Genomic DNA, 23,750 nt, shown 5'->3' with positions numbered 1-23,750 from the left:
AATAATAGAGGCTAATCAAAATTTCATTGGTATATTTTTTCACTTTAAAATAGATAAACAATACTATTGCATCTTGTTTTATTCATGCATTATTGGGAATCCTGCCAGTTTGACTAAACCTATTGATAAATCCTCACCACTGTTAGTAATGACAATTAACGGTAACGAATTAATCGAATGTATCTCCCGAAAACTTGTTGGAGAATTTGTAGCAGCGAACACCTGACTGAGAGGACATTCACCCAACGTTTAGAAAAAAATAAAAACGGCTTCCTATTTGAAAGCCGTTTAATATCTTTGCTAACCTACTGCAATGGTAAAGAATTATTTCTTTTTCTTCGCTTTAGGGTTTGGCAAATCAGTGATGCTGCCTTCGTACATTTCCGCAGCCATACCGATGGATTCATACAGTGTTGGGTGAGCATGAACAGTCAGAGCAAGATCTTCTGCATCACAGCCCATTTCGATAGCCAGACCAATTTCACCCAGCAGCTCACCGCCGTTAGTACCAACAATAGCACCACCGATAATACGGTTAGTTTCTTTATCGAAAATCAGCTTGGTCATACCATCTGAACAATCTGATGCGATGGCACGGCCAGATGCTGCCCATGGGAACGTTGCCGTTTCGTAGCTGATGCCTTTCTCTTTCGCTTCTTTCTCAGTTAAACCAACCCATGCGACTTCTGGTTCAGTGTAAGCGATAGATGGAATCACTTTTGGATCGAAATAATGTTTCTTACCAGAAATAACTTCAGCAGCAACGTGTCCTTCGTGAACACCTTTGTGTGCCAGCATTGGCTGACCAACGATATCACCGATAGCAAAAATGTGAGGTACGTTAGTGCGCATTTGTTTATCGACATGGATAAAGCCACGCTCATCAACTTCAACACCTGCCTGACCCGCATCAAGTAGCTTACCGTTTGGTACACGACCGATAGCCACCAGAACGGCATCATAGCGCTGTGGCTCTGCCGGTGCTTTCTTGCCTTCCATTGTTACATAGATGCCATCTTCTTTCGCTTCTACCGCAGTCACTTTCGTTTCCAGCATCAAATTAAATTTCTTGCTGACGCGTTTAGTGAATACTTTAACAATGTCTTTGTCCGCAGCAGGAATCACCTGATCGAACATTTCTACCACGTCGATCTGAGAACCCAGGGCGTGGTAAACCGTGCCCATTTCCAGACCGATAATACCACCGCCCATGACCAACAGGCGTCCCGGAACCGTTTTCAGTTCCAAAGCATCGGTAGAATCCCATACGCGAGGATCATCATGTGGAATGAATGGCAATTGAATTGGACGTGAACCCGCTGCGATAATGGCATTATCAAAATTAATCGTTGTTGTGCCGCTCTCACCTTCAACAACCAGAGTATTAGCACCTGTGAACTTACCAAAGCCATTAACAACATTAACTTTACGGCCTTTAGCCATGCCGCCCAGACCCCCTGTCAGCTGGGAAATCACTTTTTCTTTCCACAGGCGGATCTTATCGATATCAGTTTGTGGTTCGCCAAACACGATACCATGCTGTGCCAATGCTTTTGCTTCTTCAATCACTTTTGCAACATGAAGCAGTGCCTTAGACGGGATACACCCCACATTCAAGCAAACACCACCCAAAGTAGAGTAGCGCTCAACCAGAACAGTATCCAATCCTAAGTCTGCACAACGGAAAGCAGCAGAATACCCTGCCGGGCCTGCTCCAAGCACCACTACCTGGGCTTTAATTTCAGTACTCATCATGACCTCTTAATTGTTTGTCCGGCGGGTCAGACGAAAAAAAAACATATTCCACCGGGACGTACACACCGCGAGCAAGTTTACAGAATTGTAAATAACCTGAAAAGCGCGTTAACGTGACAGAAATCCCAACCTACCAGATACGAGGCGAAAATATCTGTCACGACAGTAATTATTAGGCCGGCATATTTACCGGCCTGTGCATTACATCGCCAGACGGCGGATGTCGCTCATCAATTGATTAATATAAGTGATGAAACGTGCACCATCTGCTCCATCGATCACACGGTGGTCGAAAGACAGAGACATAGGCAGAATCAGACGAGGAACGAATTCCTTGCCATTCCAAACTGGTTTCATGGAAGAACGAGACAGCCCCATGATTGCCACTTCTGGTGCATTTACAATTGGTGCAAAACCGGTCGTACCGATACCACCCAAGCTAGAGATAGTGAAGCAACCGCCCTGCATATCGGAAGCGGTCAGCTTACCAGCACGTGCTTTCTTGGAGACTTCAGCCAATTCTCTGGACAGTTCAATGATGCCTTTCTTGTTAACATCTTTGAAAACAGGAACAACCAGACCGTTAGGTGTATCTACCGCGATACCGATGTTGACATACTTTTTCAGGATCAGTTTCTGGCCATCTTCAGAAATTGAGCTGTTAAAGCGAGGCATTGCTTCCAGTGCTTTCGCAGCGGCTTTCATGACGAATACCAACGGAGTGATTTTCACACCCAGCTGCTTTTTCTCAGCTTCTTTATTCTGTTGCTTACGGAATTCTTCAACTTCAGTGATATCCGCTTCATCGAACAGGTTAACGTGAGGGATCATGACCCAGTTACGGCTGAGGTTAGCACCAGAAATTTTCTGGATGCGGCTCATTTCAACTTCTTCGATTTCACCAAATTTGCTGAAATCAACTTTCGGCCAAGGCAACATACCCGGTAGGCCACCACCCGCAGCAGCAGGTGCCGCTTCTGCACGTTTAATCGCATCTTTCACGTAAGCCTGAACGTCCTCACGCAGGATACGACCCTTACGGCCAGTTCCTTTTACTTTCGCCAGATTGACGCCAAATTCACGAGCCAGACGACGGATGACCGGAGTGGCATGGATATAAGCGTCATTTTCTGCAAATTCGTTTTTACCTTCTGCTGGCTTGCTAACTGCTGGTGCTGGCGCTGCTTTCGCAGGTTCAGCCGCAGAAGCAGGCGCTACCGCAGGTGCCACAGGTGCCACAGGTGCTGCACCCGCGACCTCGAATACCATGATCAGAGAGCCGGTTTTAACTTTGTCACCCGTCGCAATCTTGATCTCTTTCACCGTACCGGCGAATGGCGCCGGCACTTCCATAGAAGCCTTATCACCTTCAACAGTGATCAGAGACTGCTCTTCAGTGATGGTATCACCCACTTTTACCATGATTTCGGTGACTTCAACTTCGTCACCACCGATATCCGGTACGTTCACTTCTTTTGCAGCAGATACCGCAGGCGCTGCGACTGGTGCTGCCGCTGACGCAACCACGGGGGCTGCACCAGAACCTGCAACTTCGAATACCATGATCAGAGAGCCGGTTTGAACTTTGTCACCCGTCGCAATTTTGATCTCTTTCACCGTACCGGCGAATGGCGCAGGGACTTCCATAGAAGCCTTGTCACCTTCAACGGTAATCAGTGATTGTTCCTCAGTGACGGTATCACCAACTTTTACCATTATTTCAGTCACTTCAACTTCATCGCCACCGATATCCGGTACATTCACTTCTTTGCTTTCAGCGACGGTTGCCGCGACTGGTGCTGCCGCTGCTTGCTGAACTGGGGCAGCTTCTGCTGCACCATTTGCGGATTCAAAAATCATAATCAGTTTACCGGTTTCAACTTTATCGCCAACCGTAACTTTGATTTCTTTCACTACTCCCGCCTGTGGAGACGGGACTTCCATAGACGCTTTATCACCTTCAACCGTGATCAGTGACTGTTCAGCTTCAACTGTGTCACCCACTTTTACCATGATTTCGGTCACTTCAACTTCATCTGCACCAATATCAGGTACGTTAATTTCGATAGACATTAATCTTTACCTCTTATGCCAGGCGTGGGTTGGCTTTTTCTGGGTTGATGTTATATTTTTTGATGGCGTCTTCAACGACTTTCACATCAACTTCGCCACGTTTAGCCAGTTCACCCAGCGCTGCAACAACCACATAAGAAGCATCAACTTCAAAATGGTCACGCAGGTTTTCACGGCTGTCAGAACGACCGAAACCGTCAGTACCCAATACACGATAGTTGTTTGCAGGTACGAAGTTACGTACTTGTTCTGCAAACAGTTTCATGTAGTCAGTCGATGCCACAGCTGGCGCTTCGTTCATGATCTGAGTAATATAAGGAACACGAGGTTCTTCAGATGGATGCAGCATGTTCCAACGCTCACAATCCTGACCATCACGAGCCAGTTCAGTGAAGGACGTTACGCTGTAGACATCGGAACCGATGCCGTATTCAGCAGAAAGGATATTGGCTGCTTCACGTACATGACGCAAGATAGAACCAGAGCCCAGTAGCTGAACTTTACCCTTCGCACCTTCCAGGCTTTCCAGCTTGTAGATACCTTTACGGATACCTTCTTCTGCACCTTCAGGCATGGCTGGCATGTAGTAGTTTTCGTTCAGTGTGGTGATGTAATAGTAGATGTTCTCTTGTTTCTCACCATACATACGCTCCAGACCATCATGCATGATAACCGCAACTTCATAAGCAAATGCGGGATCATAAGAGATACAGTTAGGGATAGTCAGAGACTGAATATGGCTATGGCCATCTTCGTGCTGCAAACCTTCACCATTCAGCGTCGTACGGCCAGAAGTACCGCCAACCAGGAAGCCACGAGCTTGTTGGTCACCTGCTGCCCAGCACAGATCACCGATACGCTGGAATCCGAACATAGAGTAGTAGATGTAGAATGGGATCATTGGCAGGTTGTTGGTGCTGTAAGACGTTGCAGCCGCCAGCCAAGATGAAGCCGCACCCAGTTCGTTGATACCTTCCTGTAGGATCTGACCTTTAGCGTCTTCTTTATAGTATGCAACCTGCTCACGGTCTTGCGGGGTATACTGCTGACCATTCGGGCTGTAGATACCGATTTGACGGAACAGACCTTCCATACCGAAAGTACGTGCTTCGTCAGCAATGATTGGAACCAGACGATCTTTGATCGACTTGTTCTTCAGCATGATGTTCAGTGCACGAACAAAAGCGATAGTGGTAGAAATTTCTTTCGACTGCGCTTCTAACAGAGAACTGAAATCTTCCAGAGCCGGGATTTCCAGTTTTTCGTCAAAGTTAACACGACGGCTTGGCAGATAACCACCCAGCGCATTACGACGCTCATGCAGGTATTTGGATTCTTCAGAATCTTTATCGAAAGTGACGTAAGGCAGGTTTTCAATCTGATCATCAGTGACAGGCACACTGAAACGATCACGGAACTGGCGAACGCCTTCCATGTTCATTTTCTTGACCTGATGAGCAATGTTTTTACCTTCAGCGGTATCACCCATACCATAACCTTTGATGCTCTGAGCCAGGATTACAGTTGGTTTACCCTGAGTATCCTGCGCTTTTTTCAGTGCCGCATAAACTTTCTTCGGATCGTGACCACCACGGTTCAGTGCCCAAATTTCATCATCAGTCATGTCTTTGACCAATGCTGCCGTTTCTGGGTAACGACCGAAGAAGTGTTCACGAACATAAGCGCCATTTTTGGACTTGAATGTCTGATAGTCGCCATCCAGGGTTTCGTTCATCAATTGAACTAATTTACCACTGGTATCCTTGCGCAGAAGTGCATCCCAACGTTCACCCCACAGAACTTTCAGTACCTGCCAGCCAGCGCCTTCGAAGATACCTTCCAGCTCGTTAACGATTTTACCGTTACCGGTGACAGGGCCATCCAGACGCTGCAAGTTACAGTTGATAACGAATACCAGGTTATCCAGTTTTTCACGGGTAGCGATAGTGATCGCACCTTTGGATTCTGGTTCATCCATCTCACCGTCACCCAAGAAAGCATAAACGGTTTGTTTAGAGGTATCTTTTAGACCACGATAATCCAGATATTTCAGGAACTTAGCCTGATAAATCGCAGTAATTGGTCCCAAACCCATGGAAACAGTTGGGAACTGCCAGAAGTCAGGCATCAGTTTCGGATGCGGGTAAGAAGACAAACCATTACCGCCGATTTCCTGGCGGAAGTTGTTCATCTGCTCTTCAGTCAGACGGCCTTCAAGGAAAGCACGCGCATAAATGCCCGGAGAAATATGCCCCTGGAAGTAGACTAAGTCACCACCGTCATTGTCGTTACGCGCCCGGAAGAAATGGTTAAAACACACGTCATAAATAGTAGCGGAAGACTGAAATGAGGCCATATGCCCACCCAGTTCCAAATCTTTTTTGGATGCACGCAGAACGGACATCACCGCATTCCAGCGAATAGCAGAGCGAATACGGCGCTCCAAATTCTGGTTACCAGGGTAAGCTGGTTCATCCTCAACAGGAATAGTGTTGATGTAATTACGACTTGCTGCACCAGCAGCAACGTTAACGCCACCTTTACGAGCTTCGCTCAAAACCTGATCAATCAGGAACTGAGCACGCTCAACACCTTCTTCACGGATGACCGATTCGATCGCCTGTAACCAATCGCGAGTTTCGATCGGATCCACGTCATTTTTCAAAATATCTGACATGGTGTATTCCTTATCTGTTTATCTATTTCTAATGGTTGTTGGAGCCTATCTTCTGGTCATACTCTTTGACGAAACAGCCTGTTATGACCGGAAGATAGGCCCTGCTATATGCCGCTAAAACTCTTGGATAAAAGAGTCAAAAAACCGTACAAACGCGGCAGTCAGGATTTGTACAGTCAAGTTTAGAACCCACCCCATTCGGGAATTTGATTTGTCTATGACGTCCCAATGGACAGGCTCTTATTCCTGATGTTGCTGAAGCCGCCTCAATGAACGTTCACGACGAGTCTGTTCACGAGTCAGATCCAATAACACTTCTTCAATAAAGGCCAAATGGCGATGAGAAGCCTCACGGGCTTTTTCGGGTTCTCTCGCCATGATAGATCGAAATATCTCAGCTCTATGATCACTAACGGCAGCTAACATCTCTTTACGGGTATATATAACTTCAAAATTGCGCCTGATATTTTGTTCTAACATCGGGATCATGCAACGCAATAAATGCAGCAATACCACATTATGAGCGGCTTCGGTGACAACAAGCTGATATTGCAGAACCGCCTCAGATTCCACATTCACATCACCACTTCGTTGTGCTTCTTGAATCGCAAGATGGCTTTGCTCAATGCGTTTGAAATCTTCATCAGTTCCCCTAAGAGCAGCATAATAAGCAGCAATGCCCTCTAAAGCATGACGTGCTTCAAGGAGATCGAACTGGGATTCTTGATTCTCTGCAATAAGTTGGGCAAGCGGGTCACTGAAACTTTGCCACAGATTGTTCTGCACGAAAGTTCCTCCCCCTTGACGACGGAAAAGAAAGCCTTTGGCTTCTAATTTTTGAATGGCTTCACGCAATGAAGGACGTGATACTTCAAACTGTTTTGCCAGCTCGCGCTCAGGCAGCAGCTTTTCTCCCGGACGCAGCGAGCCTTCTAGAATGAGCTGTTCAAGACGCTGCTCAATCACATCGGATAACTTTGGTTGGCGAATCTTGCTATAGGCCATATCTGCAGTAAGCCATTCAATAAGTAAATGTTGCTTTGGGCTATGCCCAATCCAACTAAGACTCAGTGACTAAACACTAGTAACTAAACCCTAGCTAACGGGCCAAAGTCAATTGGTAATACCAATTTAGAATACAGGGTCTTAAAGTAACAAAGTATTCACTAGCTGTCTATAAAGACCTTGGGGTAAATCATAAAAATCTGCAAATCTTAACAATTTTTTTTAAATTTTATTAGAAAATTATAACCAAGAGGGATGTTAAGGTGAGAAATCTTAGAGGGAGTTAATATTTTTTAAACACAACAGATAAACACAATTCGTCGTTATTGACGCCATAAAACGAATAAATACGCAATTAACCCAAGCAAAAAATAAGAATTATTTATACATAAAAAGGATTGCACCTTATATGGATGGCATTAATCAATATATAAAACAACATGATAATGAAAAAACAAAAGCAAATACATTGCTTGATAATAATAGAAACCCAAAGTTATCCTGCATAATAATGTATAAACTAAAATAACAGGTATACCTAATAAATTTTGAGCCATATCACGGTAACAAAAAAGCGAATACCTGATTTAAAAGATTGGGGACAGATACAGATAATGACTCCCACCCGCCCCCGATCTTTCCATTGTTAAACCAATGCTCCGTAGATCGTCAACAATGCAACAATAATCACAATAGTAAAAGTTGCCTTTTTTGCTAACGTGACAGCAGCAACCGGCGCGGCTACAGGATCAAGATGGGATTCTTTACTTAACGCAAATTGTGCTAATTGACTGACGACCTTATATTGCGATGACCGCAAATCAGTCAGCGATGCGATCCAGGCAGGTAAGGCCTTTTCACCATGCCCCAATAAAGCATAGGCAATACCCGCCAAACGCGCAGGGAGCCAATCTAGCCAATGCAATATGCCATCAACACCTGACTGTGCTCTCTGCACTGCCGTCGCATGCTGTGCCAACCAACCTTGATAAGCTCTGAGGCAACCATATCCCATCAAAACAGCCGGCCCAAAGTGACCCAATACGGTCAACCAAAAAATAGGGGCAAGGTAATAACGAAAATTTATCCAAATGAGTGCATTCTGTATTTCATGCAATCGTTCATCTTTTGTGGTATCAGACAGTGTCCCCTGGATCATCGTCAGATGGGCAAGATACTCATTTTGCTGTTCAAAATCATCTTGACGCACAGCCTGAAGATACCCACGGTAATCATGACGTAAAGCACCTGCACCAATACAGAGCAGACTGATTATGATGCTCAGCACAATGGCAGGAATACCAAAAGCAACAGAACGAGAAATATCAATCAACTTCCAGGTTAATAAGGCGACCAAAAAGGTCATGCCCAAACTACTCCATAGAGCATGTGATCGTATTCTGACAAATAACGGGACTAAACAGCGCTCCAGCTGCCAGTGATCTCCCATCTTAAAAACACGTTCCCATGCCAGTATTAACAATAGGATAAAGAGTGTCATTCAACTCACTCCTTTAATAATTGACGATAATGTTCCCAATAAAAATAAGGGCCGGGATCAGTTTTTCTTCCCGGTGCGATATCGCTGTGTCCTGTAATATTGTTACGAATATCAGGGTACTTATCAATCAACAGCTTAGTCACTTCAGCTAACTTGATGTACTGAATTTCAGTAAATTCCTCATAATCGGTACCTTCCAGTTCGATGCCTATCGAAAAATCATTGCACTTATCACGGCCACAGTAACAGGAAATGCCAGCATGCCAAGCCCTTTTATTGAAAGGAACGTATTGCACAATCTCTCCATCACGTCGGATTAAGCAGTGCGCTGAAACACGTAAATGTTTAATCTCATCAAAAGAAGGATCATCTTTCGGATCCAGTGTTCCCATAAATAGTTGATGAATATAAGGGCCGCCAAACTTTCCAGGTGGTAAACTGATGTTATGAATGACCAATAATGAGGGTATCTCCCCTTCTGGACGAAAATCACAATAAGGAGAAATCACCTTTTTCGCACTCGCATCATCAATCCACCCTTCACACAGCCACATTCTATTATCCCCTTTATCGTTAATCGTGCTTTTCCAGAATCACTCAATATTACCCATCTTCGCCCAACGGGTTACAGCCCATAAATGGGTAACAGATTAGTATATTAGCACCTCTAATCAACCAATATGCCTGATGTTTTTTTATTTACGAGCAGATTCAAAAAATTTTTGCAAAGAAATGTAACGTGAAGTTATTTTCTCGAGTTAACTTCATAAATAAGATTAATGATATTTTCTTTTTCTCCTTTTTCTTCATGCTTATCGGCATCGATACCTATTGCGATTGAACAGAGAAAATTGTTCAAACATCACAACGTCAATCACACGAAGGAGAAAAAATGAAACAACAAGGATTCACATTAATTGAAGTGATGGTTGTTATGGCAATTGTCTCTATTCTTGGTGCAATTGCGATTCCCAGTTATCAGGGATATATCCAAAAAGCAGCATTGACCGATATGCTACAAGCAATTATTCCTTATAAGTCTGGTGTAGAACTGTGTCGCTTTGAAGCTGAAAATTATAAAAACTGCCACTCTGGTCAATCTGCTATTCCATCAGGTCACAATAGCCGTTATATCAACACGATTGCGGTCAAAGAGGGGGAAATAACGGTATTGGGCCAACAAAATCTCAGTGAACTTCATGTCACGCTAAAACCCATTCAAGATCTTAAGAGTGGCCAGACTCAATGGAAAACAATTTGTGAGTCTAAACATGAATCTTTAAAACAAAAATGTCAGGAAACCTTGAAATTTTAAACCATACCTTTTATGCCAAATAGGGCTTAACAAGATACAAGAAAAAAACGCATCAAATGACAACGAAATTAAAGGAATAGAAATAATGATAAAGACGGATCATACTTTGCTGGAAAAAGAAATAAAAGCGTTGTGCCAACAACATAACGCAATTTTTATCAAAAAAGACTTCGATACAATTACAATTGCCTGTAGTCAATCACCAAATGAGGATTTTATCGCTGCCCTGAAATTTATTTCAGGTTTAATTGTGAATATAGACATTTGGCCGCAAGCAAAAATAGAATCTATGCTGATGCAAGAAAACACATCAATTTCTATAGCGAATTACTGCTCAGAAAATAATGAAAAGGAATTGTACCATATTGATAATTTTGATGCTCATCAAGGTGTAATACCTAAAAACGATCTCAATGATGAAGAAATAGACACACCGGTTATTCAACTTATTAACCAAATGATATTAACTTCGATACAAAAAAGAGCTTCAGATATTCATTTTGAACCTTCTCAGCGAGGCTATCAAATACGTATCCGAGTTGATGGAGCGTTGCATACTATGCAGACACCACCTCCTCAAATGAATGCGGGTATTCCTGCTCGCTTAAAGATCATGGCAAAACTTAATATCGCTGAAAAACGCCAGCCGCAAGATGGACAGTTTGACTGGCATGATAACAAAAATCGTTATGCGATACGGATATCAACATTACCTACTTTACATGGTGAAAAAATAGTACTGCGTATTTTAAATACCATACATCAATTATCGTTGGAACAATTGGGTCTGCCTGAACCACAACTACAACGTTTAAAACAGAAACTCCATTTACCACAAGGGATGATTTTAGTAACAGGCCCAACAGGTAGTGGCAAAACCGTCACCTTGTATAGCTGCCTGCAATATTTAAATCAGTCCAAAAAGAATATCTGTAGTGTCGAAGATCCTGTTGAGATTCCTTTAAACGGCGTCAATCAAACGCCTGTTAATAATAAGATTGGTCTCAATTTTGCTAAAATCCTTAGAGCCTTATTACGGCAAGATCCCGATATCATGATGGTTGGTGAGATCCGTGATAATGAAACCGCCGAGATATCCATGAAAGCGGCACAAACAGGCCATCTGGTTTTATCAACATTGCATACCAATTCCACGATTGATACGCTATCCCGTCTGCAAAATCTAGGAATTTCTGGCTATACCACCGCCTCATGTGTGAAATTGATTATCGCACAACGATTAGTGCGTAAACTTTGCCCCCATTGCCGACAACAAGAGAGCATCCCCACACTGATCCCCGGTATGGCTCATTCTGATTTTACTGATACACCAGAGAATAGTGCCGTATCCACCCAAACCAGACAGATTAACTCATCAGAAGAAACGATTTCTGCAAAAACAAACGCTATAAAACAATTCACCTCTATAAAACAATCAACCGCTATAAAAAAGTGGAAAGCAATTGGGTGTGATCACTGCTTTTCCGGCTATTATGGCAGAACTGCCATCTATGAATTTCTCGAAATAACCCCCGAACTCCAACAAGTCTTGTCAGAACACGCTGAGGGCAATTTTTCACGTTCACTTGTCTCACAACAGGAATCAACGCTTTTTTCAGCGGGGCTGACATTAGTGGAAAATGGAATAACGACCCTTGAAGAGATTTATCAAATTACAGGCCATGAAACCGTATGAAAATAGAATATATTTACCAATGGCAGGCAGTGAATAAAAAAGGCAACACCATAAAAGGAGAGAGCATTGGATATAGCAAAAAAAGTGTATTCCAATACCTCAGCCATCTCGATCTTCAACCCTATGTCATTAAATGTAAAAAAATCATTTATTATAGTGAAAAGGAAATTGCCTATCGCCTGCACTTTATTCACCAACTCAGTACATTACTGGCATCGGGTATTCCTCTACTCAAAGGATTAAGTATTTTATTGCAAGAGTGTAAACATGCTCTCTGGCGATGTGTATTGGCAGATATGATCCAGAAAATTCGTCAAGGCGAATCATTCTCAACAACACTCGAACATTATCCCAAATTATTTCCGCCCTTATTCTGCCAAATTATCGCGGTAGGGGAACAAACCGGTCAGCTTGAAAATTGTTGCCAACTCATCATGAATCGATTAGAACAGCAACATACGTTGAGGAAGAAAATTCAAAAAGCATATCACTATCCATTAGTTGTTGCTTTTGTCAGCTTACTGGTTATTGTTCTGATGCTAATTTTTGTTTTGCCTGAATTTCGACAAGTCTATTTGTCATTAAATGCCAACTTACCTCTATTAACACAATGGGTTCTATCAGGCTCTGATGTATTGATTAAGTATGGCATCCTATTGGTGATAATGACATTGATATTATTAATGAGTTATCTCTGGTTACGACATCGTTTCCCAATATTTAAAGCAAAAGAAAAAATGCTTTTTATAAAGCTGCCTATTTTTAGGCAACTCACTATTTATCAACAAACTAATCAAATATTCCATATCCTATTCATGACACAAAAAGCAGGATTAACACTCATGGCAGGGCTTGAATGTGCTCTTAGTGCAACCCAACACCCACTTTTTATTGCTGGCGTGAAAAACTTACATAAACAAATTCAACAAGGCATTTCAATCAGCGATGCATTAAAACAAACGCCACATTTTCCTTCTTTATGCCAACAATTTGTCACAATCGGTGAAGAATCAGGAGAGTTAGAGTTATTTTTATTGAATCTTGCCGAATGGTATCAAAAAAAATCAATCGATCTTGCTGATAGTTTGGTTCAATTATTAGAACCTTTGCTAATGCTGATAATGGCATTGATCATTGGTCTACTATTACTGGCGATGTATTTGCCTATTTTTCAATTAGGTACCATATTAACATAACAAGATATTTACATATTTCGTTATTTTTCCCAATAGCCAGCGCAGGAATTATACGTGTTTGTTTATAGCCCATTTTCTTCCCTTGAGTTACAATTTAATGATGCTATCAGAATTATTTAAAGGGATAGAATGACTTATATTGTTGCACTTACAGGTGGAATTGGTAGCGGTAAAACGACTATCTCTGATATCTTTTCATCCCTTGGTGTCCCGATTGTTGATGCAGATATTATCGCCAGAGAGGTTGTTGCACCCGGTACTGCTGCATTGCAAGCAATCACGGAACACTTTGGGGCCGATATCCTCCTGCCTGATGGAAACTTAAATCGCGCAATATTGCGCCAAAAAGTGTTTACTGCTCCTGAAGAGAAACAATGGCTCAATGCACTTTTACACCCGCTGATACAAAGAGAAACACAACGCCAATTAACTCAGGTGACTACCCCCTATGTCATTTGGGTCGTTCCGCTGTTAATTGAAAATCATTTAATGCATTTGGCCGATCGTATTTTAGTTGTTGATGTCCCTGTTGAAGTACAGATTAACCGGACAATGGCTCGTGATGGCGTCAGCCGTGAGCAAGTCAAAAATATTCTGACCGCCCAGGCCAGCCGTCAGGACAGGCTGGAACAGGCAGATGATGTTATTGTTAACCACAACAACAGCAAACAAGCTCTGACCGCTCGTGTGGTCGAATTACATCAACAATATTTACAACAAACAAAATCAGTCAGACAGGAAAACCATAATGAGTGATGCAATCTCTACTATTATTTTTGAACATCCACTCAATGAAAAAATGCGTTCATGGTTGAGGATTGAATCTTCACTACAACAATTGGAAAAACAACGTCATCTGGATTCCCAAGCGAGTAGCCTCGCGTTTTTCCGGACGATTGCCGAATTAATTGAGATTTTGGAACGCGGTGAAGTCCGTTCTGAACTGTTGAAAGAACTGGATCGTCAGCAGGCAAAATTAAAACAGTGGCTCGGTGCTCCAAATGCCGATACAGCGATGATCCATCGTTTATCAACACAACTGAAAGAACGCAGTATTGCCTTGAGCCAAGCTCCCAGAATGAGCCGACTGATTAAGGAAGATCGCATTATTAGCATGGTACGTCAACGACTCAGTATTCCTGGTGGGTGTTGCAGCTTTGACTTGCCAACATTACACCTGTGGCTACATTTACCACAATCGACCAGAGATAAATCCGTCAGCACCTGGTTGGACAGCCTCCGTCCATTAAAACACGCTTTGGAAAGCATTCTGGAACTCATTCGTCATTCTGCAACGTTCACTGTCAAGAGCAGTCACAACGGCTTTTATCAGGGGAATGCAGATGATGCCGATTTACTGAGACTAAAATTAGATATTGTGCCAGATACATTAGTTTACCCACAAATCTCTGGCTATAAGACACGTTACGCTATCCGCTTTCTGCCAATGGATAGTGAACAAGGCGTTGTTCCGGCTCATTTGTCATTTGAACTGGCCTGCTGTTAACATAGGCTCAATAAATTTCAGGTTGCAGCATGACAACAAGGACGCCAATTTAACCCATAAAACTGCAACATAAAGCATGGAAAGTATGGCCTTCAAATTAAGCCGGAGAAAGTAAAAATGCCTGAAGTATTGACTGTCGAATGTCCGACATGTGGCAACACCGTAATATGGGGAGAAATTAGTCCTCACCGCCCATTTTGTAGTAAACGTTGCCAATTAATTGACTTAGGTGAATGGGCCAGTGAAGAGAAGAAAATATCCAGTCAAGGCGACAGCTCAGAAAATGATAACTGGAGCGAAGGACCTGAATAAAACAAGTAACATCATAAATATCACGTAATGTATGTTATCACGGCGCCATGTCTTTCAGCGCCGCTATACAACTGGCAATCCTTCGGGGATATCCTTTAACAAGACGCATTTTGGATGAGATAATCCACAATATTGCGATTCGCTGGCGGAAATTCGTTCGCAATTAATTCTGCTTGTAAAACCCAACGGGAAGATTGTCCTTCTTTACCAAATGGCGCATTTTCCCATTCATCGACCAAAAAAAAGTCAAGCGTAATACGCCTATCAGGAAAATCATGCGTGATGGTATCAATTAATTCACAATGGATGACGGTGATCCCAACCTCTTCTTTTAATTCTCTAATCAATGCTTGTTCAGACGTTTCTCCTTGTTCAAGTTTTCCGCCGGGAAACTCCCAGAAGCCGCCCATATGTGAATCAGCACGACGCTGAGTGATAAAAATTTCATTATGACTATTTTTAATAATACCTGCGGCAATGTGCAGATGTTTCTTTTCCATCATCGTTTTTCTTACTGTCTATTATTAAATCAAAGTGACTATCTCTTGCAGAATACATTAACATTAGTTTAAATCGCAAACTTGTATTTTATTCGAGTTAAAATGGTTTTGCCTTCTATAACCAATGACTGCGCTATATAGAACATATCATGTAAAAACAAACTGCAAACAGTGTCAGCAATTAACCTATCAATAGATTGAAACGACTATTTTTAAGATTAAGGGAACACAGTTTATGCAAAATGACATCCAATCATTGATCGAAGCAAGGAAAATGACCTATCAATTTCCTGGTGAATCAATGCCCTTGTTTTCGGGTATTGATATGTTTATAAACGCAGAACAACATGCATTGATTGGACGAAATGGTGTTGGTAAATCTTGGCTGGCATCAATACTGGCACAACAGATTCGCCCCACAGAAGGCAGCGTAAAACATTTTTGTGATGTGGGTTATTTATCACAAGGTTTAACCCCTTTTGCCGGTAATGTCGCGGAGATATTGGGGCTATCTAAAATCATGGCAGCCAATGAACGTGTACTGGCAGGACAAGGGGATGAAGCCGATTTTGATGTCATGGCAGGTAATTGGGATTGGCAATTTCACACTGAATCCTTACTGGCAGAAGGTGAACTCAGCCTAAGCGTATTAAATCAACCTTTTTGTTCCTTAAGTGGTGGGGAACAAACCCGAATCAGACTGTTGATGCTAAAACGGCAAGGCGCCGGCTTTATGATCCTGGATGAACCAAACAATCATCTTGATCGACAAGGCCGCCTTTGGCTGGCTCGATGGCTAAGCACGTTCAATGGGGGGGTATTGCTGGTGACTCATGATACCCAGTTATTACAACATGCCTCGGTCGTTTATGAACTCAGTGGGTCAGGTTTATCCCGCAGTATTGGCGGGTGGGAAACCTGGCTGGAAAGTAAGGAGCAACTCCGGCTAGGCATCCAACGCGAAGTGGATCAGACCAGAAAAAATCGACAAGAGGCCTTACGCGACAAACAAAAAGAATGCGAAAAAAACAGTCAAAAGCTCAGCCAGAATAAGCAGTGGAGAGAAAAGGCTAATCAAAGTAAGCTCATGCTTGATTATGCATTAGGTCGTTCCGAAGCCACGTTATCAAGACAGGCAAAGCACCATGAAGAGCGAATACAACGAAGGACTTCACTGGCTACCGATGCCAGAAAAAAATTAGAAATTATCGATCCTCTGTCCATTGTTGTCGCAACACCACAAGCCGCCACCGCGCCATTGCTTCATTTACAGGACGTTGTTTTACCTTTTGGTTCAGCCTCTCCTATCAACCTGACAATCAATAATAGTGATCGTTTCGCGATCACCGGTAAAAACGGTAGCGGAAAATCGACTTTACTCAAAGTCATGGTGGGGTCTCTCACGCCTAAACACGGTACTTGCCAGATAACATCGTCCCACCGCTTGATGGATCAACATTTTTCTTTCCTTGATAACAACCAATCTGCACTCCATAACTTCCAATTGCAGTCGCCAGGCTGGACAGAAGATCGTTATCGTACCCGATTAGCTCAATTGCGTATTCGGGGTGATGAAGCCTTAAAGCCAGTGGGGTATCTGAGTGGCGGAGAACAATTGAAAGTCGCACTGGCTTGCCTGTTTTGTGGGCCATTTGCACCTGCGCTATTGTTATTGGATGAACCAGATAATCATTTGGATATTGAGTCACGTGAACTGCTTCAAAAAGCACTCCATGATTACACAGGAGCGATGGTATTGATTTCCCACGATGATCAATTTATTGAAAATGTGGGTAATATGCAGCAATTAGTCTTATAGGATGGAAAAAGAACCCACAGCGTCTCTTTAGTATGAAAAGAGACAAGTATAACCGTTTTCAGTATGACAAAACCCTCAAACCGTCCTCGCAGTAGGCTTCATTGAAGCGCGTTCTTGCAGAGGAAAATTTGAGGGTTTTTGTTAATTAGCTTAACTTATAAGCGACCATGACAATGTTTATATTTTTTGCCAGAACCGCATGGGCAAGCATCATTGCGGCCGACTTTACGATCGCCAGTTGCCATTTGAGCCTCAGCTTTTGACATCAACGCACCTTGCTCAGTTTCGTGGCTTAGGTGTTGTTGCTTTGCCAGACGCTCAGCTTCTTCGCGGCGCTGTTGTTCAAGTGCTTCCACTTCTTCTGGCATTCTGACTTGAACTTTGCTCAAGGTACTAATCACTTCATATTTCAGTGATTCCAGCATGTTAGAAAACATGGCAAAGGATTCGCGTTTGTATTCTTGTTTTGGATCTTTCTGCGCATAACCGCGCAGGTGAATCCCCTTACGCAGGTAATCCATTGCAGCCAAATGTTCTTTCCACAATGTGTCCAACGTTTGCAACATGATGCCTTTTTCAAAGTTACGCATCATTTCTGCACTGACGACCTCTTCTTTCTGCTGATAAACTTCGATGGCTTTTTCAAGAATACGTTCACGCAATGTTTCTTCGTGTAATTCAGGCTCTTTGTCCAGCCACTCTTTAATTGGCATATCCAAATCAAAATCGTTGATTAAACGTTCCTGCAAACCTTCTACATCCCACATTTCTTCCAGTGATTGTGGTAGAATGTAAGCATCAATCGTTGTCTTGAAGACATCTTCGCGGATACTGGTGATGGTTTCACTGACATCACCTACATCAAGTAAATCGTTACGCTGAGCATAAATGGCACGGCGCTGATCATTAGCCACATCATCATATTCCAGCAATTGCTTACGGATATCGAAGTTGCGGCTTTCAACTTTACGCTGAGCATTAGCAATCGCTTTAGTCACCCACGGATGTTCAATCGCTTCACCCGGCTGCATCCCAAGTTTACGCATCATCCCCGTTACCCGATCAGAAGCAAAAATCCGCATCAGGGAATCTTCCATTGAGAGATAGAAGCGTGAAGAACCCACATCACCCTGACGTCCCGAACGGCCACGTAACTGATTATCAATACGACGTGATTCATGGCGTTCTGTACCGATAATATGTAAACCGCCGGCGGCCAGTACAGCATCATGGCGCACTTGCCATTCTGCTTTGATTTTTTCAATCTGTGCTTCGGTAGGCTCTTCTAATTTAGCCACCTCTGACTGCCAGCTTCCCCCCAACATGATATCTGTACCACGTCCTGCCATATTGGTTGCAATAGTTACCGTGCTAGCCTGACCCGCTTGAGCAATAATGTCAGCTTCCATAGCATGGAATTTCGCGTTCAAGACGTTATGTTCAATGCCAGCTTGCGTTAATGCATTAGAAATCAGTTCCGATTTCTCAATCGAAATTGTTCCTACCAAAATAGGCTGGCCGCGACTTGTCCGATCCCTGATATCTTCAATGATTGCCTCAATTTTCTCTGCTTCCGTCATGTAGACCAGATCGGATAAATCCTGACGGATCATCGGGCGATTGGTTGGCACAACAATGGTATCCAGTTTATAAATAGAACTGAATTCAAAAGCTTCCGTATCGGCGGTGCCTGTCATCCCTGCCAATTTCTCGTATAAACGGAAATAGTTCTGGAATGTGATTGAAGCCAGCGTCTGATTTTCATTCTGGATTTCGACACTTTCTTTCGCTTCCACAGCTTGATGCAAGCCATCTGACCAACGGCGTCCATGCATAGTACGCCCCGTATGTTCATCCACGATGATAACTTCACCGTCTTTCACAATGTAATCAACATCACGGGTAAACAGGACATGAGCACGCAAAGCAGCCGTCACATGGTGCATTAACATGATATTAGTCGGTGAATACAAGGATTCACCTTCATCCATTAATTTGGCACCCACCAGTAACTCTTCAATCAGTATCAAGCCACGCTCTGTCAGGTGAACTTGACGGGCTTTTTCATCAACAGAAAAATGCCCTTCTCCCTGGAAGGTATCTGAATCTTCTTTTTCCTGGCGTACCAGTTTCGGGATCAGTTTGTCCACTTTGATATACAGCTCAGAGCTGTCTTCCGTGGGCCCTGAAATAATCAACGGAGTCCGTGCTTCATCGATCAGAATCGAGTCAACCTCATCCACCAATGCATAGTGCAATTTACGTTGAACCCGCTCTTCTGGACTGAATGCCATATTGTCACGCAGGTAATCAAAACCAAACTCATTGTTGGTTCCGTAAGTAATATCCGCTGCATAGGCTTCACGTTTTGCCGGGGCGGGCATGTTCGGCAAGTTAACGCCGACACTCAGACCAAGGAATTCAAACAATGGGCGGTTATTTTCAGCATCACGTTGTGCCAGATAATCGTTCACGGTAACAATGTGAACACCTTTTCCGCCCAGGGCGTTAAGATAAGCGGGTAATGTTGCTGTCAGCGTCTTACCTTCACCGGTGCGCATCTCCGCTATGCAACGTTCATTCAATACCATCCCACCCAGCAACTGCACATCAAAATGACGCATACCAAATACACGCTTACTGGCTTCGCGCACCGTGGCAAAGGCTTCTGGCATCATTTTTTCCAGTGATTCACCTTGTTGTAAGCGGGTACGGAATTCAGCCGTTTTTGCTTTCAGGGCTTCATCGGACAGTTTTTCAAAATCCGGCTCCATGCGGTTGATGATATCAACCACTTTGTGCAAACGACGCAAGGTCCGGTCATTACGACTACCAAAAATTTTTGTCAGTAATTTAGTCAACATAATTAGTACTTCTCAGAGAGGGCTATTTGTAGCCAGTCATTTCTTAAACACGGTCTTATTAAGCTTTAGCATGAAATAAGACCGCCGTATTAACGCAAAGAGAGATGACCCGGCATTGGCCCGGCTCTGATTCCCTGGGTTTGAGCAACCCAAAGCGCTGGCGTATGAGAAGCAGGAAGTACAGACGTTACCATCGCAACCGTTGAGATCACCTTCTCGGATAGCGTTGGTGCTTGTATCAGCATCGCATGCAACGTATCCAGCATCAGTTGTTGCATGGATGGGGAAGCGTTCTGATGACTTTCTTTTGTGGCTTCGCACCTGACGGGTTCTGTCACCGAAAAAACAAAAGAAAGTTGACGGATCACGTTACGAACGGCATGTTGTTGCCAGTAATTTAAATAATTAGCGGGTTGCCGCTGAACACCGTTTAATTGAAGTAAGTGTAATTGGAATAAGTGTTCAAAAGAGAAAAGGGCTTGATGTCGGCTTCCCTGGCTAGAAGACGTGTTTGTATGAGGCAGGCTTTCTGCCACGCCATCGAAAACCGTAGGAACACCAATTCCTGTAGCAACCATGCCCAGTAAAAGGTGAGACCAGAAATAACGCCTACCAAATTGTCGCCAAAGATTTAGAATACTCATTAATCCTTCATTAATAAATACTGGAACTGCTTCTATTATGCGAGATAGCCGCCCACAATCACTGGATACGCTGTTTGAAGACACGGCCGTTGCCGGAAAAAGCCCACTTCAAGTCATTCAGCAACATGCCATCGCATTATTGAAACTCAACCGTACCGTTCTCAGTTTGCTTCCTGCGCAATTGCACCCATGGTGCAGGGTCGCTAATTATCGCAAACAAATTCTGGTACTGGAAGCAGGAAATGCCAGTTGGATGACTCGGCTTCGTTATGAAATTCCTACTCTACTGTCTACATTGAGGAGCGGAATTCTACCATCTTTATCCTCAATCGACATTAGGATTAATCCATCATTAATGGTTAAGTGTGATAATAATGAACAAGGGTGCTCAAAATCATCAACAAAAGCATTCAATAACGATAATCAGGAACGACCAACACGTCGCTTAACTCATGAAAGTGCAAAAACACTAATGATATTAGCTGAAAACAGCCCTGAAAAATTGAAAAGGCGGTTAGAACGATTGGCTGCACTGGCCGGAGAGGGTACCAGTACAGCCCAAAAGAAGCGCTAGCGCCGGATGAAAAACATCAGCGAAAGGAGCGTAACAGATAACATAACCCATTGATGCATCATAGACTACTCTCAGCACGCTTTATCCATACACGCGTTAGTCATCTGCTAGCATCCTGTTATGCCATCACTAAAGATGGGGCGCGGAAAGCTAATGGCATTTCAGCTTCATCTTCAAATGTGACAAATTCCCAGGCATGTTCTTGCGCTAAAACGGCTTGCAGCAGTTTGTTGTTTAGCGCGTGACCAGATTTGAACGCCGTAAAGGCGCCAATAATATTATAGCCACACATGAACAGATCACCGATGGCATCCAACATTTTATGGCGGACGAACTCGTCTTCAAAACGCAAACCATCGTCATTGAGTACGCGGTAATCATCAACCACAATGGCACAATCAAAGCTGCCACCCAGGCACAATCCCTGGGACTGCAAATACTCAATATCGCGCATAAATCCAAAAGTACGCGCACGACTAATCTGGCGAACAAATGAATCTGCCGAAAAATCAAGGCAATAACGTTGTGAACTGGTATCAATCGCTGGATGCTGAAAGTCAATGGTAAAATCCAGGCTGAAGCCATGATAAGGTGCCAATTCAGCCCATTTATCACCGTCTTCGACACGAACGCTTTCTTTCATTCGCACGAATTTCTTCGCCACATTCAGCTCTTCAATACCCGCATCCAATAGCAAAAAAACAAACGGGCTGGCACTGCCATCCATAATCGGGATTTCTGGTGCATCGACTTCAATAACAATATTGTCAATGCCTAAGCCTGCCAGCGCTGCATTCAAATGTTCAACTGTTGAAATGCGCACATTATGTTCATTCACCAAACAAGTACAGAGCATTGTATCACGCACAGATTTGGCATCTGCCGGAAAATCAACCGGAGGATTCAAGTCAGTACGACGATAGATGACCCCGGTATTAGCCGGTGCTGGACGCATTATCAGCGTGACTTTTTTACCGGTGTGCAAACCGACGCCGGTCGCCTGAACAATACGTTTTAATGTCCTTTGTTTGATCATCGTTTATATCTCGCAATGTTACTTATCCTACCAATCACTATAACGAATGACTGGCAGGGTAGTTTAGCACAAAAAGCGGAGAAACCAATTTTTAGCGATTAATCGGCCTGCTTACGCAAAAATGCAGGAATATCCAGATAATCCGGCTCTTTGTTTGTATGTGCATTTTGGTCATTGACGACTTTTGCTACCGTTTTATTTTCATCAGGCAGTGAAGAGATTCCGCCAGACATCTGCTGGTAACGGTGTTCCATTGTATTTGCCTGAGAAGCTTTGTTATTGGTGACCAAGGTAATTTCTGGACGTTTATCCATGCCAATACCGGTTGCCACAACGGTAACACGCAGCTCATCATTCATATCAGGATCCAGCGATGTACCGATCACAACCGTTGCATTGTCAGACGCAAATGCACGGATGGTATTACCCACCGTTTCAAATTCATCCAGACGCAGATCAAAACCGGCGGTGATGTTAACCAGAACGCCGCGCGCACCAGAAAGATCAATATCTTCCAGCAATGGGCTGGAGATAGCCATTTCGGCTGCTTCTTCCGCACGATCTTCGCCCTGTGCAATACCTGATCCCATCATGGCGTACCCCATTTCCGACATCACGGTACGAACGTCAGCAAAGTCCACGTTCATCAGGCCGGGGCGGGTAATCAGCTCGGCAATACCCTGAACCGCGCCTTTCAGGACATCATTGGCTGCACCAAATGCATCCAACAAGGAAATACCCCGTCCCAGGACTTTCAATAATTTGTCATTTGGAATGGTGATCAATGAGTCCACATGTTTGGACAGTTCAGTGATCCCTTGCTCCGCGAAGGCCATCCGCTTTTTGCCTTCGAAATTAAAGGGCTTAGTCACGACAGCAACAGTTAAGATGCCAAGTTCTTTGGCAATTTCAGCTACAACCGGTGCGGCACCTGTTCCCGTTCCTCCCCCCATACCGGCGGCAATGAACACCATATCAGCACCTTCCAGTGCGGTACGTAGCGATTCACGGTCTTCTTCCGCGGCAGTACGACCAACTTCTGGGTTTGCCCCGGCGCCTAATCCTTTCGTAATCCCGTTGCCAATCTGGATAGTCTGACCAACCGCCGTCTTACGCAACGCTTGGGCATCCGTGTTAACCGCAAAGAAGTCTACGCCTTCAATACGCTCACGTACCATGTGCTCCACAGCATTACCGCCGCCGCCGCCGACGCCGATGACTTTTATCACCGCGTCATTGGTTAATTCCAGTGGTTCAAACATAATTTCTCTCCGTT

Annotated in this window: 19 protein-coding genes; 8 read left to right on the top strand and 11 right to left on the bottom strand. The window is 43.7% G+C overall.

All coding sequences use genetic code 11. The features are described 5' to 3' along the window. Window positions 1-324: 324 nt before the first annotated feature. The 6 genes from lpdA to ampD form a co-directional block, all read right to left on the bottom strand. On the bottom strand, window positions 325-1,752 hold the full coding sequence (gene lpdA / locus XPG1_RS03180; RefSeq protein WP_162197115.1) for a dihydrolipoyl dehydrogenase: 1,428 nt from the start codon (window positions 1,750-1,752) through the stop codon (window positions 325-327). 204 nt (window positions 1,753-1,956) lie between these two features. Continuing rightward, on the bottom strand, window positions 1,957-3,828 hold the full coding sequence (aceF, locus tag XPG1_RS03175; protein ID WP_045957800.1) for a pyruvate dehydrogenase complex dihydrolipoyllysine-residue acetyltransferase: 1,872 nt from the start codon (window positions 3,826-3,828) through the stop codon (window positions 1,957-1,959). Window positions 3,829-3,841: 13 nt separating this feature from the next. Further along, window positions 3,842-6,505: a pyruvate dehydrogenase (acetyl-transferring), homodimeric type gene (aceE, locus tag XPG1_RS03170; RefSeq protein ID WP_045957799.1), complete on the bottom strand. Its 2,664-nt coding sequence runs from the start codon at window positions 6,503-6,505 to the stop codon at window positions 3,842-3,844. A 240-nt stretch (window positions 6,506-6,745) separates the two neighbouring features. Then, a complete protein-coding gene (gene pdhR, locus XPG1_RS03165; RefSeq protein ID WP_045957798.1) occupies window positions 6,746-7,510 on the bottom strand; it encodes a pyruvate dehydrogenase complex transcriptional repressor PdhR in 765 nt (254 codons plus the stop codon). Window positions 7,511-8,156: 646 nt separating this feature from the next. Next, window positions 8,157-9,011 (bottom strand): beta-lactamase regulator AmpE, encoded by an 855-nt coding sequence (ampE, locus tag XPG1_RS03160; RefSeq protein ID WP_045957797.1) that lies wholly within the window; start codon window positions 9,009-9,011, stop codon window positions 8,157-8,159. Window positions 9,012-9,016: 5 nt separating this feature from the next. Further along, window positions 9,017-9,565, bottom strand: a complete 549-nt coding sequence (ampD, locus tag XPG1_RS03155; RefSeq protein ID WP_045957796.1) for a 1,6-anhydro-N-acetylmuramyl-L-alanine amidase AmpD — start codon at window positions 9,563-9,565, stop codon at window positions 9,017-9,019. Between the two features lie 338 nt (window positions 9,566-9,903). Between ampD and ppdD the strand changes: the two genes are divergently transcribed. The 6 genes from ppdD (at window position 9,904) to yacG (ending at window position 15,037) form a co-directional block, all read left to right on the top strand. Then, window positions 9,904-10,326, top strand: coding sequence for a prepilin peptidase-dependent pilin (gene ppdD, locus XPG1_RS03150; RefSeq protein WP_045957795.1), 423 nt, complete (start codon window positions 9,904-9,906; stop codon window positions 10,324-10,326). A gap of 85 nt (window positions 10,327-10,411) precedes the next feature. Then, window positions 10,412-12,022 (top strand): ATPase, T2SS/T4P/T4SS family, encoded by a 1,611-nt coding sequence (locus XPG1_RS03145; RefSeq protein ID WP_045957794.1) that lies wholly within the window; start codon window positions 10,412-10,414, stop codon window positions 12,020-12,022. Continuing rightward, entirely contained in the window at window positions 12,019-13,218 is a 1,200-nt protein-coding gene (hofC, locus tag XPG1_RS03140; RefSeq protein ID WP_045957793.1) for a protein transport protein HofC, read from the top strand. The genes XPG1_RS03145 and hofC overlap by 4 nt, the downstream gene beginning before the upstream one ends. Window positions 13,219-13,347: 129 nt before the next feature. Continuing rightward, the gene (coaE, locus tag XPG1_RS03135) at window positions 13,348-13,974 is read left to right on the top strand and encodes a dephospho-CoA kinase (RefSeq protein ID WP_045957792.1); all 627 of its coding nucleotides are present in this window, start codon (window positions 13,348-13,350) and stop codon (window positions 13,972-13,974) included. Then, window positions 13,967-14,725 carry a cell division protein ZapD gene (gene zapD / locus XPG1_RS03130; protein ID WP_045957791.1) on the top strand — a complete coding sequence of 253 codons (759 nt, stop codon included), beginning with the start codon at window positions 13,967-13,969 and terminating at the stop codon, window positions 14,723-14,725. Before coaE ends, zapD begins: the two co-directional genes overlap by 8 nt. Before the next feature lie 117 nt (window positions 14,726-14,842). Beyond that, window positions 14,843-15,037, top strand: coding sequence for a DNA gyrase inhibitor YacG (gene yacG, locus XPG1_RS03125; protein ID WP_045957790.1), 195 nt, complete (start codon window positions 14,843-14,845; stop codon window positions 15,035-15,037). 95 nt (window positions 15,038-15,132) lie between these two features. Here yacG and mutT read toward each other — a convergent pair whose 3' ends face one another. After that, entirely contained in the window at window positions 15,133-15,537 is a 405-nt protein-coding gene (gene mutT / locus XPG1_RS03120; protein ID WP_045957789.1) for an 8-oxo-dGTP diphosphatase MutT, read from the bottom strand. Between the two features lie 235 nt (window positions 15,538-15,772). Here mutT and XPG1_RS03115 point away from each other — a divergent pair, with 235 nt between their 5' ends. Beyond that, entirely contained in the window at window positions 15,773-17,356 is a 1,584-nt protein-coding gene (locus XPG1_RS03115; RefSeq protein WP_045957788.1) for an ATP-binding cassette domain-containing protein, read from the top strand. Between the two features lie 155 nt (window positions 17,357-17,511). On the opposite strand, the gene secA is transcribed toward XPG1_RS03115, so the two are convergent. Both secA and secM read right to left on the bottom strand, forming a co-directional pair. After that, window positions 17,512-20,220 (bottom strand): preprotein translocase subunit SecA, encoded by a 2,709-nt coding sequence (gene secA, locus XPG1_RS03110; protein WP_045957787.1) that lies wholly within the window; start codon window positions 20,218-20,220, stop codon window positions 17,512-17,514. Between the two features lie 89 nt (window positions 20,221-20,309). Further along, entirely contained in the window at window positions 20,310-20,864 is a 555-nt protein-coding gene (secM, locus tag XPG1_RS03105) for a secA translation cis-regulator SecM (RefSeq protein WP_045957786.1), read from the bottom strand. A 37-nt stretch (window positions 20,865-20,901) separates the two neighbouring features. Here secM and XPG1_RS03100 point away from each other — a divergent pair, with 37 nt between their 5' ends. Next, window positions 20,902-21,438, top strand: coding sequence for a DUF721 domain-containing protein (locus tag XPG1_RS03100; RefSeq protein ID WP_045957785.1), 537 nt, complete (start codon window positions 20,902-20,904; stop codon window positions 21,436-21,438). Window positions 21,439-21,556: 118 nt separating this feature from the next. Here the strand turns inward: XPG1_RS03100 and lpxC are convergent, their stop codons facing one another. Together lpxC and ftsZ are read right to left on the bottom strand one after the other, a co-directional pair. Then, complete coding sequence (gene lpxC / locus XPG1_RS03095) at window positions 21,557-22,474, bottom strand: UDP-3-O-acyl-N-acetylglucosamine deacetylase (protein ID WP_045957784.1); 918 nt, start codon at window positions 22,472-22,474, stop codon at window positions 21,557-21,559. Window positions 22,475-22,572: 98 nt separating this feature from the next. Beyond that, on the bottom strand, window positions 22,573-23,736 hold the full coding sequence (gene ftsZ, locus XPG1_RS03090; RefSeq protein ID WP_045957783.1) for a cell division protein FtsZ: 1,164 nt from the start codon (window positions 23,734-23,736) through the stop codon (window positions 22,573-22,575). Window positions 23,737-23,750: the final 14 nt, after the last annotated feature.

The sequence above is a fragment of the Xenorhabdus poinarii G6 genome (genome assembly GCF_000968175.1).
GTDB classification, from domain to species: Bacteria; Pseudomonadota; Gammaproteobacteria; order Enterobacterales; family Enterobacteriaceae; genus Xenorhabdus; species Xenorhabdus poinarii.
This window is presented reverse-complemented; position numbering and strand designations above follow the sequence as displayed.

Excerpts from the sequence above, each read along its gene's own strand:
- lpdA (WP_162197115.1), bottom strand. The coding sequence starts at position 1,752 with ATGAGTACTGAAATTAAAGCCCAGGTAGTGGTGCTTGGAGCAGGCCCG.
- aceF (WP_045957800.1), bottom strand. The coding sequence starts at position 3,828 with ATGTCTATCGAAATTAACGTACCTGATATTGGTGCAGATGAAGTTGAA.
- aceE (WP_045957799.1), bottom strand. The coding sequence starts at position 6,505 with ATGTCAGATATTTTGAAAAATGACGTGGATCCGATCGAAACTCGCGAT.
- pdhR (WP_045957798.1), bottom strand. The coding sequence starts at position 7,510 with ATGGCCTATAGCAAGATTCGCCAACCAAAGTTATCCGATGTGATTGAG.
- ampE (WP_045957797.1), bottom strand. The coding sequence starts at position 9,011 with ATGACACTCTTTATCCTATTGTTAATACTGGCATGGGAACGTGTTTTT.
- ampD (WP_045957796.1), bottom strand. The coding sequence starts at position 9,565 with ATGTGGCTGTGTGAAGGGTGGATTGATGATGCGAGTGCGAAAAAGGTG.
- ppdD (WP_045957795.1), top strand. The coding sequence starts at position 9,904 with ATGAAACAACAAGGATTCACATTAATTGAAGTGATGGTTGTTATGGCA.
- XPG1_RS03145 (WP_045957794.1), top strand. The coding sequence starts at position 10,412 with ATGATAAAGACGGATCATACTTTGCTGGAAAAAGAAATAAAAGCGTTG.
- hofC (WP_045957793.1), top strand. The coding sequence starts at position 12,019 with ATGAAAATAGAATATATTTACCAATGGCAGGCAGTGAATAAAAAAGGC.
- coaE (WP_045957792.1), top strand. The coding sequence starts at position 13,348 with ATGACTTATATTGTTGCACTTACAGGTGGAATTGGTAGCGGTAAAACG.
- zapD (WP_045957791.1), top strand. The coding sequence starts at position 13,967 with ATGAGTGATGCAATCTCTACTATTATTTTTGAACATCCACTCAATGAA.
- yacG (WP_045957790.1), top strand. The coding sequence starts at position 14,843 with ATGCCTGAAGTATTGACTGTCGAATGTCCGACATGTGGCAACACCGTA.
- mutT (WP_045957789.1), bottom strand. The coding sequence starts at position 15,537 with ATGGAAAAGAAACATCTGCACATTGCCGCAGGTATTATTAAAAATAGT.
- XPG1_RS03115 (WP_045957788.1), top strand. The coding sequence starts at position 15,773 with ATGCAAAATGACATCCAATCATTGATCGAAGCAAGGAAAATGACCTAT.
- secA (WP_045957787.1), bottom strand. The coding sequence starts at position 20,220 with ATGTTGACTAAATTACTGACAAAAATTTTTGGTAGTCGTAATGACCGG.
- secM (WP_045957786.1), bottom strand. The coding sequence starts at position 20,864 with ATGAGTATTCTAAATCTTTGGCGACAATTTGGTAGGCGTTATTTCTGG.
- XPG1_RS03100 (WP_045957785.1), top strand. The coding sequence starts at position 20,902 with ATGCGAGATAGCCGCCCACAATCACTGGATACGCTGTTTGAAGACACG.
- lpxC (WP_045957784.1), bottom strand. The coding sequence starts at position 22,474 with ATGATCAAACAAAGGACATTAAAACGTATTGTTCAGGCGACCGGCGTC.
- ftsZ (WP_045957783.1), bottom strand. The coding sequence starts at position 23,736 with ATGTTTGAACCACTGGAATTAACCAATGACGCGGTGATAAAAGTCATC.